The 12,345-nt window shown below is 62.3% G+C and carries 18 protein-coding genes; 15 read left to right on the forward strand and 3 right to left on the reverse strand.

Annotated elements, in window-relative coordinates:
• The first annotated feature begins 300 nt into the window (after positions 1 to 300).
• Positions 301 to 1,227: a DUF2493 domain-containing protein gene (locus C8348_RS17220; protein ID WP_038146396.1), complete on the forward strand. Its 927-nt coding sequence runs from the start codon at positions 301 to 303 to the stop codon at positions 1,225 to 1,227.
• Positions 1,228 to 1,250: 23 nt separating this feature from the next.
• Here the strand turns inward: C8348_RS17220 and C8348_RS17225 are convergent, their stop codons facing one another.
• Positions 1,251 to 1,751 carry a hypothetical protein gene (locus C8348_RS17225; protein WP_038146393.1) on the reverse strand — a complete coding sequence of 167 codons (501 nt, stop codon included), beginning with the start codon at positions 1,749 to 1,751 and terminating at the stop codon, positions 1,251 to 1,253.
• Positions 1,752 to 1,979: 228 nt separating this feature from the next.
• Here C8348_RS17225 and C8348_RS17230 point away from each other — a divergent pair, with 228 nt between their 5' ends.
• Complete coding sequence (locus C8348_RS17230) at positions 1,980 to 2,420, forward strand: hypothetical protein (protein WP_038146389.1); 441 nt, start codon at positions 1,980 to 1,982, stop codon at positions 2,418 to 2,420.
• A gap of 569 nt (positions 2,421 to 2,989) precedes the next feature.
• Complete coding sequence (locus C8348_RS17245; protein WP_038146388.1) at positions 2,990 to 3,316, forward strand: DUF736 domain-containing protein; 327 nt, start codon at positions 2,990 to 2,992, stop codon at positions 3,314 to 3,316.
• 95 nt (positions 3,317 to 3,411) lie between these two features.
• Here the strand turns inward: C8348_RS17245 and C8348_RS17250 are convergent, their stop codons facing one another.
• Complete coding sequence (locus C8348_RS17250) at positions 3,412 to 4,653, reverse strand: type II toxin-antitoxin system HipA family toxin (protein ID WP_024899153.1); 1,242 nt, start codon at positions 4,651 to 4,653, stop codon at positions 3,412 to 3,414.
• Positions 4,631 to 4,951, reverse strand: a complete 321-nt coding sequence (locus C8348_RS17255; protein WP_009450556.1) for a helix-turn-helix domain-containing protein — start codon at positions 4,949 to 4,951, stop codon at positions 4,631 to 4,633. The genes C8348_RS17250 and C8348_RS17255 overlap by 23 nt, the downstream gene beginning before the upstream one ends.
• Positions 4,952 to 5,270: 319 nt before the next feature.
• On the opposite strand from C8348_RS17255, the gene C8348_RS17260 reads away from it, so the two are divergent.
• From C8348_RS17260 to C8348_RS17315, 12 genes are all read left to right on the forward strand, one after another.
• Positions 5,271 to 5,537: a helix-turn-helix domain-containing protein gene (locus C8348_RS17260; RefSeq protein ID WP_020818551.1), complete on the forward strand. Its 267-nt coding sequence runs from the start codon at positions 5,271 to 5,273 to the stop codon at positions 5,535 to 5,537.
• 60 nt (positions 5,538 to 5,597) lie between these two features.
• A complete protein-coding gene (locus C8348_RS17265; RefSeq protein ID WP_020818552.1) occupies positions 5,598 to 5,873 on the forward strand; it encodes a DNA -binding domain-containing protein in 276 nt (91 codons plus the stop codon).
• A 128-nt stretch (positions 5,874 to 6,001) separates the two neighbouring features.
• Entirely contained in the window at positions 6,002 to 6,334 is a 333-nt protein-coding gene (locus tag C8348_RS22435) for a transcriptional regulator domain-containing protein (RefSeq protein WP_244294046.1), read from the forward strand.
• Positions 6,270 to 6,767 (forward strand): DUF2285 domain-containing protein, encoded by a 498-nt coding sequence (locus C8348_RS17275; RefSeq protein WP_198647107.1) that lies wholly within the window; start codon positions 6,270 to 6,272, stop codon positions 6,765 to 6,767. Before C8348_RS22435 ends, C8348_RS17275 begins: the two co-directional genes overlap by 65 nt.
• 136 nt (positions 6,768 to 6,903) lie before the next feature.
• The gene (locus C8348_RS17280) at positions 6,904 to 7,185 is read left to right on the forward strand and encodes a helix-turn-helix transcriptional regulator (protein ID WP_010336149.1); all 282 of its coding nucleotides are present in this window, start codon (positions 6,904 to 6,906) and stop codon (positions 7,183 to 7,185) included.
• Between the two features lie 19 nt (positions 7,186 to 7,204).
• Positions 7,205 to 8,350: a replication initiator protein A gene (locus C8348_RS17285; protein WP_081874955.1), complete on the forward strand. Its 1,146-nt coding sequence runs from the start codon at positions 7,205 to 7,207 to the stop codon at positions 8,348 to 8,350.
• Positions 8,347 to 9,000, forward strand: a complete 654-nt coding sequence (gene parA / locus C8348_RS17290) for a ParA family partition ATPase (RefSeq protein WP_100237033.1) — start codon at positions 8,347 to 8,349, stop codon at positions 8,998 to 9,000. Before C8348_RS17285 ends, parA begins: the two co-directional genes overlap by 4 nt.
• Complete coding sequence (locus C8348_RS17295; protein WP_038146356.1) at positions 8,997 to 9,251, forward strand: hypothetical protein; 255 nt, start codon at positions 8,997 to 8,999, stop codon at positions 9,249 to 9,251. The genes parA and C8348_RS17295 overlap by 4 nt, the downstream gene beginning before the upstream one ends.
• Complete coding sequence (locus C8348_RS17300) at positions 9,248 to 9,766, forward strand: DUF2840 domain-containing protein (protein WP_038146355.1); 519 nt, start codon at positions 9,248 to 9,250, stop codon at positions 9,764 to 9,766. Before C8348_RS17295 ends, C8348_RS17300 begins: the two co-directional genes overlap by 4 nt.
• Entirely contained in the window at positions 9,763 to 10,308 is a 546-nt protein-coding gene (locus C8348_RS17305) for a S26 family signal peptidase (RefSeq protein ID WP_038146346.1), read from the forward strand. Before C8348_RS17300 ends, C8348_RS17305 begins: the two co-directional genes overlap by 4 nt.
• 35 nt (positions 10,309 to 10,343) lie before the next feature.
• A complete protein-coding gene (locus C8348_RS17310; RefSeq protein ID WP_038146343.1) occupies positions 10,344 to 10,679 on the forward strand; it encodes a DUF736 domain-containing protein in 336 nt (111 codons plus the stop codon).
• Positions 10,680 to 10,683: 4 nt separating this feature from the next.
• Complete coding sequence (locus tag C8348_RS17315; RefSeq protein ID WP_038146338.1) at positions 10,684 to 11,394, forward strand: lytic transglycosylase domain-containing protein; 711 nt, start codon at positions 10,684 to 10,686, stop codon at positions 11,392 to 11,394.
• Positions 11,395 to 12,345: the final 951 nt, after the last annotated feature.

Here is a 12,345-nt window from a genome sequence, read left to right on the forward strand (position 1 = left end):
ATGGGGCCGTGATCGGGGACGTTCCGATCCGGTCATGCGCGCAGGCTGCCTGTCATCAGAAGAGGACCGCGCCTTGGCCTTCCGAGAGGGCGATCGGCCCACAAACGCTCCGGTCAGGCAATGGCGGCGCCCGACTGATTTCCGTCGGCGGGCAAGCCCGCCTTTACAGCGCGAAACAAATCAGTCGGGCTTTGCCATCAAGGCCCTCGCCAGAGGCTCGTGCTGCCAGACCGGAGTGCCCGTGGGCGTGTCTCGCCATGAAGGCCGCGACGGTCGCGGTCCAACTGACGGAAGCATCCCATGTACGCACACGACGATTTCGAACCCGATCACAGCACGTCCCCGACCGGCCATGCCATCGAAGAACTCGAACTCTACGGCTACCGCCCCTCCGAAGACGAGGCCGATCCCCGGATCACACCCGAAGATCACGTCATCCAGGGGGCAGTCTCCGACATCTTCGACGCCCTGATTTCCACCATGGCCGACACCAGCCTCGATTTCGACCTCGACGAAATCCTCTGGTCCACCGTCAACACCTTCCACCGCGCTGTCGAACGGATCGAGCGCAAGCTTGACGATAACGAGCAGACGCAGAAACGCCTTCAACGCGAACAGGACGGCAGCGAGGTTAAATCCGTCCAGTTGGAAACCCTGATCGGCGCGGGACAAAGCCTGATCGAGCGCCGTGACAGCATGGAAATCTTCCGCGAGACTGCCGCGGACATCTATCTGCGCACCACCGGAACGCCCTGGTCGCAACGCTCCGGTTCACGGGTCAACCATCGCCAGATGACCTCGGCCATGATCGACAGCCGCGACTTCATCGCCGCCAAACGCCGGGCCGACAACGAGGTGCTGTTGCCCGCCGGGCCAAAGATCGCCTTCTCGGGCGGAGACACGACTGATCACCGGACGATCTGGGCCAAGCTCGATCAGGTCCATGCCAAGCACCCGGACATGGTTCTGATGCACGGTGGATCGCCCAAGGGCGCGGAATGCATCGCGGCCACCTGGGCCAGCAATCGCAAAGTCGCGCAGGTCGCCTTCAAACCTGACTGGGCTAAACATGCCAAGGCGGCGCCGTTCAAGCGCAACGACCAGATGCTCGGCATCATGCCGATCGGGGTCATCATCTTCCCCGGCACGGGCATTCAGGACAATCTGGCCGACAAGGCTCGCAAGATGGGTATCCCGGTTTATCGCTTCGGGACCGGCAGCGCGTGAGCGCTGCCTGTTCAGCATAAGCACTACTGCAATAGCGCCAGGTCGTCCCAACGAATTCGGACATAACGGCCTGAGCGCTTTGGCAATTGCTTGCGGCTGACCATTCGCCCGGAGACCTGGAATTCCGCATTAATTTTGACCACGAGCAGCTTGCTGAAATGCCTTGATGTATCCACCATCACCACGTCTTTGCTCTTGAAAGGAGTGATGGTTTTGATCTCGACATGATCATTTTCGAGCTTGCCGTCCGAACCTTGCGCGTAGGTCTTGTTCAACTTGATGCCGTAGGTGATGGCACCGAACAGCTCACCGATGTCGCCATACACCGATAAATGCAGGCCCGTCTCCAGATGGTAGCTCTCGGCGAGTGAGATCAGGTCCTCAAAATACGGGATCATTGATCGGATGGCGTTTGGATACTTCGCTCCCCATTCCTTGTGACGAAGCTGTTCGTCAATGTCTGACCATGTCACCCATTCGCCGTCATCATAAAATGCCCGATCTGACCAATCGACTTCTGCCATAGCTTTAACCCGCATCCTTCCGCCCAACGATATGGTCATCGTAGAGGTGCAGCAGATACTGGTCCACCAGACGCATAAGCTTTCTCATTCAAACTGCGAGTTTTCGGACAGGCCTGGCCTCGAAAGCCATCGCTTCTCGCGCGGTGAGAGGAATGCTGCTATGCTGTGATTGCGCCATGGTGGTGGTGGAAGGCGCAACCGTCCAACCTTTTGCACGGAGACACCACCATGATCGTTCTCGGAATCCTCGTTTCCATCGCAGCCATCGGCACCATGTGCTGGCTGCTGTTCAATCTCGCCGTATTCGCTTTGCCGTTCTTTATTGGCCTGAATGCAGGCGCCTTGGCCTATGATACTGGGGCTGGCTGGCTCGGCGGCATCGTCGTTGGTCTTCTCGCCGCCGGTCTGACGCTGGCTGTTGGTCAGGGCCTGCTCATGCTGATCCGCCCGATGTGGGCGCGTCTGCTGATTGCTCTGGCCTTCGTCGCTCCGGCGGGAATGGCCGGATTTTACGCCACGCTCGGTATTGTCAAGCACATGATGCCCTCGGAGATATGGCAACTCATCTTCTCGGTGATCGGAGCGGTTGCGGTGGGCGTGACGGCGTTCCTGCGCGTTGCGGGCATGGCGGCAACCGACCACGCGGACGGCGGCTTTGCACGAACCTGAACCGCAATGATCCGTTGATGGCGACCAGAAGCGGATGCTGATCGTCTTCCGTCTTCGTCAGGAAAATGGTGACAGACAGCGGCCAATCACCGGATCAACCTGGGGCACAGACGCGGCCCATAGGAGCGCAGGACGGTCGGCACCAGCGCGTGCAGACTGACGGGAACCCGCGGGTGGTGGCATGCCGGTGGAACAGGCCGGAAGCAGAGATGCGCATGATCTGAGACGCAGGGTGACAGGAAAGGCCGGTGTTGCCGGTCAGGTCATCCTGATGGAGCCTCAAGGTTGCCACATCTCCGTTCAGCCCCCGTGTCTCGACCACTCCAAACGGCCTCTTCAATGGCCTGATCTGGCCGAAGAGCAGCGCGATGCGCTTCGACCGCTTTAGCGCAACAGCGTCGTCACAACTTTCTTCCCCTGACGGCAGAGCCGCCATTCCGCGCGGAACAAGAAAGTTCCTCCTGTGCTGTCCAGCCCCCGAGGGGGTGCGCCAGCGTTCGTCTCCGGCCGGTCGATCGCCATAGAGGCCGCAATGGTGCGGGCTCGGAAACGGAAAACGGAGACTTAAAATGGCAACCATCGGCACCTTCAAGAAGACCGGCTCGAACGAATTCACCGGCGACATCGTCACCCTCAGCGTCCAGGCCAAGGGCGTGCGCATCATCCCCGACCTGCGCGCTACCGGCGAAAACGCCCCCAGCCACCGGGTTCTGGTCGGCCGCGCCGAGATCGGCGCCGCCTGGTCCAAGCGCTCCAACGAGGGCCGCGACTATCTCGGCCTCAAGCTGGACGATCCGAGCTTCAACGCTCCGATCTACGCCAACCTCTTCGATGACGAAGAAGGCGAAACCTTCTCCCTCATCTGGTCCCGCCCCAACGGTCGCCGCGGCGACTAAGGCGCGGCACAAAGGCCCCGACCGCAAGGTCGGGGCCTTTCTCATGTCCGCGGGAAAGTCGTCACGCCACCGCGCCCTGTCGTGTCTGGCACGGATCAGGCGCTTAGGATCGGGATGATGGTTTTGACATGGGCGTCGATGCGCTCCAGCACGGGCGGCGGGACCACTTCGCGCTCCGGCAGTGTCCACCATTTCGTATCAATGCGTTTCACCGTCTCGACAACGGCCTTGAGCACGGCTGGCTCGGGAAGCCTTGCCCGATTGGCAAACGTCTTCCAGCGGGCCGGGGCCAAGCCCTTGAAGGCCCGCTCGCCGCCCAGAGACAGCGCCAGCCCATCTGCCGGAATATAGGGCACGGTCGAAAGCATGTCGTAGATCGGTGCTAGAGCGGGCGTGTCGCCGTCGCCCGGATAGATCAGCGACCAGTTCTTGAGGTGCATGTCGCCATTGCCCATGACCACCGAGAAGGTCAGCCGCCGGACAAACTCCAGCGCGGCGAACGGCGAGATCGCAACATTCAGCACAGAGGCGATGTCGTGGGAGGCGGCGCCATCATATTTGCGCGCCGGGTACAGGCCGAAAACCTGCGCGAAATCCTCGATATGGATGCGCTGCCCGTCTGCCCCGCGATCAAAACGCCGCACGAGCAGGACAAGCCCCTCGGCAAGTGTTTCAAACTCTTCGGGAATGCCCTCGAACTGGTCTCGGCTGACCAGTTCCCGCTCGGGCACATTCATGCCGATGGCTTCGGCAAGCGCGAGGTTCGCGAACTCGTTCTCCGACACGCCCGGAAAGGCGGTCGAGGGGAATTTCGCAATATATTGGCCCTCGTCATCCCCGAGCGGCAAGGTCAGCCCGCCGCCCTTGCCGGTGTTCTTCATCACCGAGAGCTTCATCTGCACGCCTGCCAGCGAGAAGCGGGCCTTGGGCCGTCCTTGGGTTGGCGCCGCCCCGATGCCGGGTTGACCGTCACTGGGCAGCACCCGAACGGCCCCCGGCAAATCCGCACCAAGGGTGGCCAGGAGATCGAAATCATTCCCCGACCGCACATTACCCGCATGGTGCTTTTCCATCGCCTCGCGCAGCCGGTCTTCGGGCAGCAGGTTGGCAAAGAAGGGCGGCAGGCTGCCTGCGACGGGTCGCGGATCCTTGCGCAAGCCCCCTGATGCCGCGCGAAGGGATAGGCTCAGAACCGGATGGCCTCCAGTCGCGCGATAGGCCGGATCAAGGCTGAAGGCGTTGAAATCACCCGGCGTCCTGACGATCGTGCCAACCTTCGCACTGTTCAGGAACACGTCCAGCGCGGTGATGGTCTCAGCGGTACGGACGGCTGTCATCGTCGCTCTCCGGTTGCGGGCTGAAGGCCGGATGATCATCCTCGGCCTCGGGGCGCAAAAGCGCCTCGATGGCGGGCACCATTGCCTGCGGGACCAGCATCATTTCCAGCCCAAGCGCCCTGGCAATGTTGATCAATGTCGTGGTGCGCGCAGCCGCCGCCCCCGTCTCGATGTCGCGGTAGCGCGGGCGCGAAATGCCCGCAAGATCGGCCACCTGCTCCTGCGTCAACCCCGCTGCAAGACGCGCGCGGCGAAAATGGTCGCCGATCAGCCTCAGTGTTTCTTCTTCCGCCTTCATGTGATGCCTTTACGGATCATTTTTGCTGCACTGATCTGGATGGGTACCATATCCAGCGCAAAACGCAAAGAAAATGATCTCCAAACATATCGCTATCATTTCCCATGGAGCGTTTAGGGATCATTCTGCGCTGGTCGGCGTTACGGCCAGCACAAGTGCTGCAATTGCGGCATACAGGCGAATCAGTCGGGCTGCATGCTCAGCCGTGCAGATAACGCCCTGACCAGATTCGACGATTTCGTATGGCGTATCGGGCGAAGACGACTAAAATAGCCGTAGTTCTGGAATGCGCGCCGGTCGCGATGGGAGGTGATCATGCATGATCACCGCTCGACAGTCGCGGGCCGCACGCGCGTTGCTGGGTTGGACGCAGGAGACGCTCGCTGACAAGGCCCGAATATCGCTGACTGCCCTGAAACGCCTTGAGTCCGAGAACCGGCTCGAGGTGTATGAGACAACGCGGGATCAGGTGCGCCGGGCGCTTGAAGCAGCAGGGATTGTTCTCCTGTCCACGGATCGCGGGCAAGGAGTGTTGCTGGTACATGGCCAAGACGAGAAGAGACACCGACAGATCCATGACGCCTGACGGGCGCGGGCGGAATCATCGATCCGCTGCGGCGGCCTGTGCTCTGTGGCGACCCGCGACATGACATCTCCGCTTCCCCCCTTCGACGATATTGCACCTGTTAGCGACGAGCTGACCGAATATGACCGCGCGCATATCAAGCTCTATATGCGGCTGCTCGATGCCGCCGATGATGGGGCGGAATGGGCCGAAGCCGTCAATGTGCTGTTCGGAATTGATCCTGTTCGGGAACCGGAACGCGCCCGGCAGGTCCATGACAGCCATCTGGGACGGGCGCGCTGGATGACACAGAGCGGCTATCGTCAGCTGCTGCGTCATCCGACAGATCGGACCTGACCTCGCCGCCGTCGCACCAGTGATGCCTTCAGAGCATCACCCCATGTCTTTGTTCTGGCTTCCATCTCGGTAGAGGCACCGCAATTCTTTCACGCTCCACCTGTGCAGTTTCAACCAGGAGCGGAGCAATGAAGCCGGATACATCCCGCTGGCGAGACCAGGACCAGTATGAATTCTACGATGCGCTGCCCGTTGAGGGCGTCGCCTGGGAATGCCTGCGCCGTAACGCGTCCTATCAGGCCAGTTTCGATGACCTTGTAGCGCAAGGCGCCGGGCATCTTCCCCTTGCGGATCACGTCCAACATCGCTGGGGGTTGCGATTTCCCGGCAGACCCCGGCTTTTCCGCGCTCGACCAACCGGTCATCTGGTCGCCTGTTGCCAATCCGGACATGCTGATGCTCGGAGCAGCGCCCGATTTTCTTCCGCCTTCTCCGTCCGCCTTATCGGTAGATCTTGCTGATGCCATCTGCGGACCAGAGGGGACATATGGTGTCTGCGACGCCAGAGACGGCGTTCAATATCTGATCCTCGCCGACACCGATGCCAATTCGCAGCCGGCGATCATTCTGCCACTTGACGAAAATCTGCCGGATCGGCTCGAAGCCATTCTCAGGCTCTGGCACATGCTGGCCGGGAAACCCGCGCGCCGCGACCCCAGGATGACGCCGTATCAGCGCCGGCGGTTTCGCCTGATGATGCAAGCTGCCGACGGAAACGCCAACCACGCGACCTATCGCGAGATTGCCATCGCCATCTACGGAGAGGCGCGCGTTCGGGCCGAGCCGTGGAAGACATCGGCTTTGCGCGCCTCTGTCATCGCCCTTGTTCGATCTGCCGCCGCGCTGATCGACGGCGGTTATCAGGACCTTTTGCGCCATCGTCGCAAACCCTGACACTGACGTCTGATCGAGGGTGAGGATTTTACCCCTTCGATCTTCCTCATCCCCCATGCCGCCGCGCCTTCGCCACCGTGCGCATGTCATGCCGTTGATCGTCAGCGGCATCCTGCACAACCACGGAGGCCACCCCATGCGACCTGATCTCGCCGCCTTGCCGCCACGCTACCTGCGCACCAAGGAAGCCGCCGATTTCCTCAGTCTGTCCGCGCGCACGCTGGAAAAGCACAGAACCTACGGAACGGGACCTGCCTATCACAAGCTCGGCGGCCGCGTTGTCTATTCGGTCGAGGATCTCGCAGCCTGGGTTGCGCGCGGATCGGTTACCTCCACGTCGGACCCACGCGGACAGGTTCTCCCGGCGAAACCTCTACCGCCGACCGCATTCACCTCGCCCAAGCGCATTACGCGCTGAACACGGCGGTCAGCCCTCTATGGCAGCGCAGCACCCATCCGCCTCGGAACGCGGGCAACTCGATCTGTTTCGGGCGCTTCCCGGTGAACTCGCGCCACGAGACGCGCAGGATCTCATGGCCTATCCTTTCTTTTCCCTTTCCAAATCGCACCGTATCCGCCCGATTGACTTTGCCTTGGGCAACGTCTCGATCCGTGTCGAAGCTGTTCCCGATCACGGTATGGCGACGATCTGGGACGCCGATATACTGATCTGGGCGGCCAGCCAGATCGTGGAAGCGCGGGACGCCGGTCTGCGCACGTCGCGCCTGATGGCGGCAACGCCTTATGAAATCCTGACATTCACAGGGCGCGGAACCTCCCTGAGGGACTATCAGCGTCTGAAGGCGGCGCTGGACCGGCTGCAATCGACCACGGTTGCAACCTCGATCCGCCAGCGCGCGAATGGACGGCGACATCGTTTTTCGTGGATCAACGAATGGCACGAGCTGACCGATGCCAATGGCCGCCCGGACGGCATCGAGATGATCGTGCCTGACTGGTTCTACAGTGCGGTTCTGGATGACGCCCTGATCCTCACCATCGACCGGGCCTATTTCAATCTGACCGGCGGGTTGGATCGCTGGCTCTATCGCCTGGTGCGCAAGCATGGTGGGCGGCAGAAAAACGGTTGGCGGTTCGACTTCCGTCACCTGCACCAGAAATCGGGCAGTCTGTCGCCGTTCAAGCGCTTCGCCTTCGAGCTGCGCGACATTATCCGCCGCCAGCCACTGCCCGGCTACACCCTGTTCGCCGAGGTCGAAACCGGCGGCCGGATGCTGCTCGCTTTCGAGCCTGTCCCGGCCTGTGGAAAACCTGTGGATAGTCTCGTGCTATCGGGAACCCGGACTATCGTGCCATCAGGAACCGGAGGCTCGTGCTATCGGGAACCCAAACACCTCCTATCCTTCGGTAACAAAAGCGAAAATCGCGCCCTTAACTTAGAGTCTAACACAGAATCTAACTTTGAAGAGCGGCGGCGCGATGTGGAAAAGCTCATCGCGAAGGCTGGTGCGGCCCTCAGATCGGGTGCCCATAAAGGCAAGCTGACACCCCCAAAGCAAGGATCGCCCGCGTCAACAAGCACGCCTGAACTTCCTCTCGGCAAACCGGGAGGACGGCGATGATTGTCGCGCTCCTCAATCAGAAAGGCGGCGTGGGCAAGACGACGCTGGCGCTGCATCTCGCCGGAGCTTGGGCCGCGGAAGGCAAGCGCGTCATCCTGATCGATGCCGACCCGCAAGGCTCCGCACTCGACTGGTCGGAGCGGCGCAGCCATGAAGGGCTGCCAAGGCTGTTCACCGTCATCGGACTTGCCCGCGATACCCTGCACAGGGAGGCGCCGGAACTGGCGCGTGACGCGGATCATGTCGTCATTGATGGTCCGCCCCGTGTCGCTGGTCTGATGCGCTCTGCGCTGCTTGCAGCTGATCTGGTGCTGATCCCGGTGCAGCCATCCCCCTTTGACGGCTGGGCATCAGCCGAAATGCTGGCGCTTCTGAGCGAAGCACGCATCTATCGTCCCGAGCTTGCCGCCCGCTTTCTGCTGAACCGATGTGGGGCGCGCACAGTCATCGCCCGCGAAACGGCCCAAACACTGGCGGACCAAGATCCGCCGTTGCTGGCCACAACGGTCGGCCAGCGTGTCGCCTTTGCAGACGCCGCACAGACCGGACGGCTGGTCTCCGAAACCGATGGCGGCGAACGGGCCGCACAGGAGGTCACAGCGCTGGTGGCCGAGATCGATGGCCTCGGTATCAGGAAGATCGTGCCATGACACGTCTGCCCGTCAAATCCGGCTTCGCATCGCGTCCGGGCAATCCCGATAGCTGGGTCAGAGCCGCCGATGCGCCGGCAACACACAAGACGGCGGCGGAGGCGTTCACCGCCCGTCTGACCATCGACATCACGCCCGAACTGCGCGGGCGCATCAAGGTTACCGCTTTCCGGCGCGGCGTCACCGTCGCCGTGATGCTGCGCGAGCTGCTGGCTCGCGAGTTTCCACCCACCGAAGGAGATCAGCCATGACCGGCAAAACCGCGCGCGCTGCGCATGAACACCCGCTGGCGAACGGGCCTGCCCCGTTCACCACAATGGTCGAACTGACCTTCCAGAAGAAGAAGGTCGAGCGCTGGATACGCTTCGGCCGCAAGAGCTTTGAGCAGATCATCGACCGCCGCCGCAGTCTGATCGGTTTTGCGCCCGAAAGCATCTTCGCCTTCGTCCGCTGGGCCTCCAACGATTACGGCACCATCGTTTCGCGGCTCGACATCCTGCGCGCCGCCGGGCGTGGCGAACCGTACCAGACCGTGCCCTTCGTTCGTCCCGGCGGCGCGATTTTGCTGCGTATCGATGGCTGGCCGAAGGTCCAGCGGGTGCTGGCCCTGATTGATGCCGTGGACGCGCTTGGCGTCGATCCGGCGGATGTTGCGCCGGACCATTGGCGGCACGTCCACAACCATTTGAGTGCCGGTCAGGAACCCAATCCCTACACCCCGGAGCGCCATGCCGCATGGGTCAGCCGCGAGAGAATCGCGCCATGAGCCGCCGTCATATACTCGCCGTGTCCATGCTGGCCGTCGGTACGCTTGTCGCCACGGCGGTTGCCGATCAGCCAACCCGGCTGATCTGGAATGCAACCGCCAGCGCGCCCATCGGCTTCTACATAGTTGCTCCCGCCGATGCGCTCGAAGTTCCCGAACTCGTCGTCATCGCGCCGCCCGAACCGCTGCAGCGGTTCATGGTCGAGCGCGGCTATATCGGGCGGGGCGTGCCGCTGCTGAAGCGCGTCCTCGGCTTGCCGGGACAGCGCGTCTGCCGCAGCGGTGCGACGATCACCGTCGATAACGTCGAGATGGGCGATGCGCTGGAGCACGACCGCATGGGCCGCGATCTGCCGGTCTGGCAGGGCTGCCGCATCATCCGCGACGGCGAACTCTTCCTCATGAATTGGGACATCCGGGACAGCCTCGACGGCCGTTACTTCGGACCTGTTCCCGCCAGTTCCGTCATCGGCCGGGCGCTCCCGCTCTGGACCGATGAGGAAGGCGATGGCCGCTACGAATGGCGGGCGGCCACGCATTGAACCCACGCCAAATCCACCAACACAGGAGACACACCATGCCACAGATCGGTCAATTCGCGCGTGACGCATCCGGCTTCGCCGGTCAGCTCGTCACGCTCACCATGAAGCGTGATCTCGTCATCGTGCCCGCTGAACATTCCGATGCGGAGAATGCGCCGGACTATCGCGTCCATTACATTGAACATGACGGGCCGGAGGTCGGCGCTGCATGGAAACGCACCGGCGAAAAGGCTGGCGAATATCTCTCGGTGCTGCTCGACGATCCCGCCTTGCCGCAGCCGATCCGCGCCAATCTGTTCCGCGATGACGACACCGGCTCGTCATGGTCACTGCACTGGAGCCGCCCGCGGCCCCGCGAAGATCGGGACTGAGATCATGCGATCCCTCGCCCTTCTTCTCTTCACGGCCCTTCTGTCGGCTGGCAGCGGCTCGATGCCGGCCATGGCGCAGGTCACGCCGCAACCCGCGCCTGTTACCGCGCATCCCCATGCTGCTTTCATTGCAGAGGCGTCACAGCGTTTCAGCATTCCAGAGCAGTGGATTCGGGCCGTGCTGCGTGTGGAAAGCGCGGGCGATGTGCGCGCCATTTCATCGGCAGGCGCGATGGGACTGATGCAGGTCATGCCCGATACCTGGGCGGGCCTGCGCAGCCGCCATGGCCTCGGGCGCGATCCTTACGATCCGCGTGACAACATCCTCGCAGGTACGGCGTATCTGCGGGAGATGTGGGACCGCTATGGCAATGTCGCGGCCATGCTTGCCGCCTACAATGCCGGTCCCGGTCGCTATGACGAGCATCTGGCGACAGGTCGCACTTTGCCCGCAGAAACACGCGCCTATGTCGCCACGCTCGCACCTGTTCTCGGCAGTGCGACTGCGCCTGATGTGCCGACGATCGTGCCGCCGCCGCCACCGGATTGGCGCGAAGCCCCGCTCTTCGTTGCGCAATCCGGCGGCATTTCAGCGGCGGTTAATCAGCCATCGAGCGACATCCACGCAACCGCTTCTCTGCGCGATCCCGCCGTTCAGGAGCCGCAGGACAGCGGCATATTCGTGGCCCTTGCGAGCGATGGCGACAAGCCATGAGCATGGCGTTTACGCGCTCGTTCGGTCCATTTCCGGTGTGCAGTCAGGCTTGGGTGCGCCTGGCAGCATTCCCGGCAGGAAGGGCAAAAAGGGAAGGAAAGGCGGAGGGCAAGATAAAGGAAACCGGCACCCTGTCGGGGCGGTTTCTGGGCAAGCCCTTGTCTGCACACTGTTTTGGGACGCGGCGCACGGCACCATGCTTTTGGGCCTCGCGTGCCGCGATATGGCGCAAAGCCATGGCGTTGCTGGGTTTTGACCGGCACTCTAACCGAATATCGGCCGATTTTCCGCCGTCACGGCTTCGGATACGATGATGAGTGGCGACGACGAGAACCGCTTTCTCCCGAAGCCTGGCCGCATCAGGTCGGACGTGCCGAAGGCGGGCAAGGCGAAGAGCTTTCTGACGCAGGCAAAGAAGCTGGCGCGTCAGCATAGCAACCGCCCCGGCAGATCATCATCATTCGCATCACGGACCTACTCGTCGCCTTCATCTGGTTCGGCTGGAAAGAGTGGGAAGGCATCGCGGGCCGGCAAAGGTCCGGGCGTCAAGCGTGGCCGTGGTGCGGCCTTTGTCCGCGTCCGAACGCTGTCGGGCGGCTGGCGGCACAGTGCGGCCGGCGTGCGCCGCGTCGTCGTCAAGACCCGTTATGCCCAGAGCGCGTGGAAGAATGGCAAAGGGGCTGCCCATCTGCGCTACATCCAGCGCGACGGCACCTCGCGCGATGGCGAACGTGGCCAGCTCTATTCGGCGACCGAGGACCGCGCTGATGGAGATGCCTTCCTTGATCGCGGCAAGGATGATCGCCACCAGTTCCGCTTCATCGTCTCGCCCGAGGATGCCGCCGATCTTTCCGATCTCACCGACCACACCCGCGATCTGATGAGCCGCATCGAGGCCGACCTTGGCACGAAACTCGATTGGGTGGCGGTCAATCACCACAATACCGGCCA

The organism is Pannonibacter carbonis (genome assembly GCF_003012935.1).
GTDB lineage: Bacteria > Pseudomonadota > Alphaproteobacteria > Rhizobiales > Stappiaceae > Pannonibacter > Pannonibacter carbonis.

Excerpts from the sequence above, each read along its gene's own strand:
- C8348_RS17220 (WP_038146396.1), top strand. The coding sequence starts at position 301 with ATGTACGCACACGACGATTTCGAACCCGATCACAGCACGTCCCCGACC.
- C8348_RS17225 (WP_038146393.1), bottom strand. The coding sequence starts at position 1,751 with ATGGCAGAAGTCGATTGGTCAGATCGGGCATTTTATGATGACGGCGAA.
- C8348_RS17230 (WP_038146389.1), top strand. The coding sequence starts at position 1,980 with ATGATCGTTCTCGGAATCCTCGTTTCCATCGCAGCCATCGGCACCATG.
- C8348_RS17245 (WP_038146388.1), top strand. The coding sequence starts at position 2,990 with ATGGCAACCATCGGCACCTTCAAGAAGACCGGCTCGAACGAATTCACC.
- C8348_RS17250 (WP_024899153.1), bottom strand. The coding sequence starts at position 4,653 with ATGACAGCCGTCCGTACCGCTGAGACCATCACCGCGCTGGACGTGTTC.
- C8348_RS17255 (WP_009450556.1), bottom strand. The coding sequence starts at position 4,951 with ATGAAGGCGGAAGAAGAAACACTGAGGCTGATCGGCGACCATTTTCGC.
- C8348_RS17260 (WP_020818551.1), top strand. The coding sequence starts at position 5,271 with ATGATCACCGCTCGACAGTCGCGGGCCGCACGCGCGTTGCTGGGTTGG.
- C8348_RS17265 (WP_020818552.1), top strand. The coding sequence starts at position 5,598 with ATGACATCTCCGCTTCCCCCCTTCGACGATATTGCACCTGTTAGCGAC.
- C8348_RS22435 (WP_244294046.1), top strand. The coding sequence starts at position 6,002 with ATGAAGCCGGATACATCCCGCTGGCGAGACCAGGACCAGTATGAATTC.
- C8348_RS17275 (WP_198647107.1), top strand. The coding sequence starts at position 6,270 with ATGCTCGGAGCAGCGCCCGATTTTCTTCCGCCTTCTCCGTCCGCCTTA.
- C8348_RS17280 (WP_010336149.1), top strand. The coding sequence starts at position 6,904 with ATGCGACCTGATCTCGCCGCCTTGCCGCCACGCTACCTGCGCACCAAG.
- C8348_RS17285 (WP_081874955.1), top strand. The coding sequence starts at position 7,205 with ATGGCAGCGCAGCACCCATCCGCCTCGGAACGCGGGCAACTCGATCTG.
- parA (WP_100237033.1), top strand. The coding sequence starts at position 8,347 with ATGATTGTCGCGCTCCTCAATCAGAAAGGCGGCGTGGGCAAGACGACG.
- C8348_RS17295 (WP_038146356.1), top strand. The coding sequence starts at position 8,997 with ATGACACGTCTGCCCGTCAAATCCGGCTTCGCATCGCGTCCGGGCAAT.
- C8348_RS17300 (WP_038146355.1), top strand. The coding sequence starts at position 9,248 with ATGACCGGCAAAACCGCGCGCGCTGCGCATGAACACCCGCTGGCGAAC.
- C8348_RS17305 (WP_038146346.1), top strand. The coding sequence starts at position 9,763 with ATGAGCCGCCGTCATATACTCGCCGTGTCCATGCTGGCCGTCGGTACG.
- C8348_RS17310 (WP_038146343.1), top strand. The coding sequence starts at position 10,344 with ATGCCACAGATCGGTCAATTCGCGCGTGACGCATCCGGCTTCGCCGGT.
- C8348_RS17315 (WP_038146338.1), top strand. The coding sequence starts at position 10,684 with ATGCGATCCCTCGCCCTTCTTCTCTTCACGGCCCTTCTGTCGGCTGGC.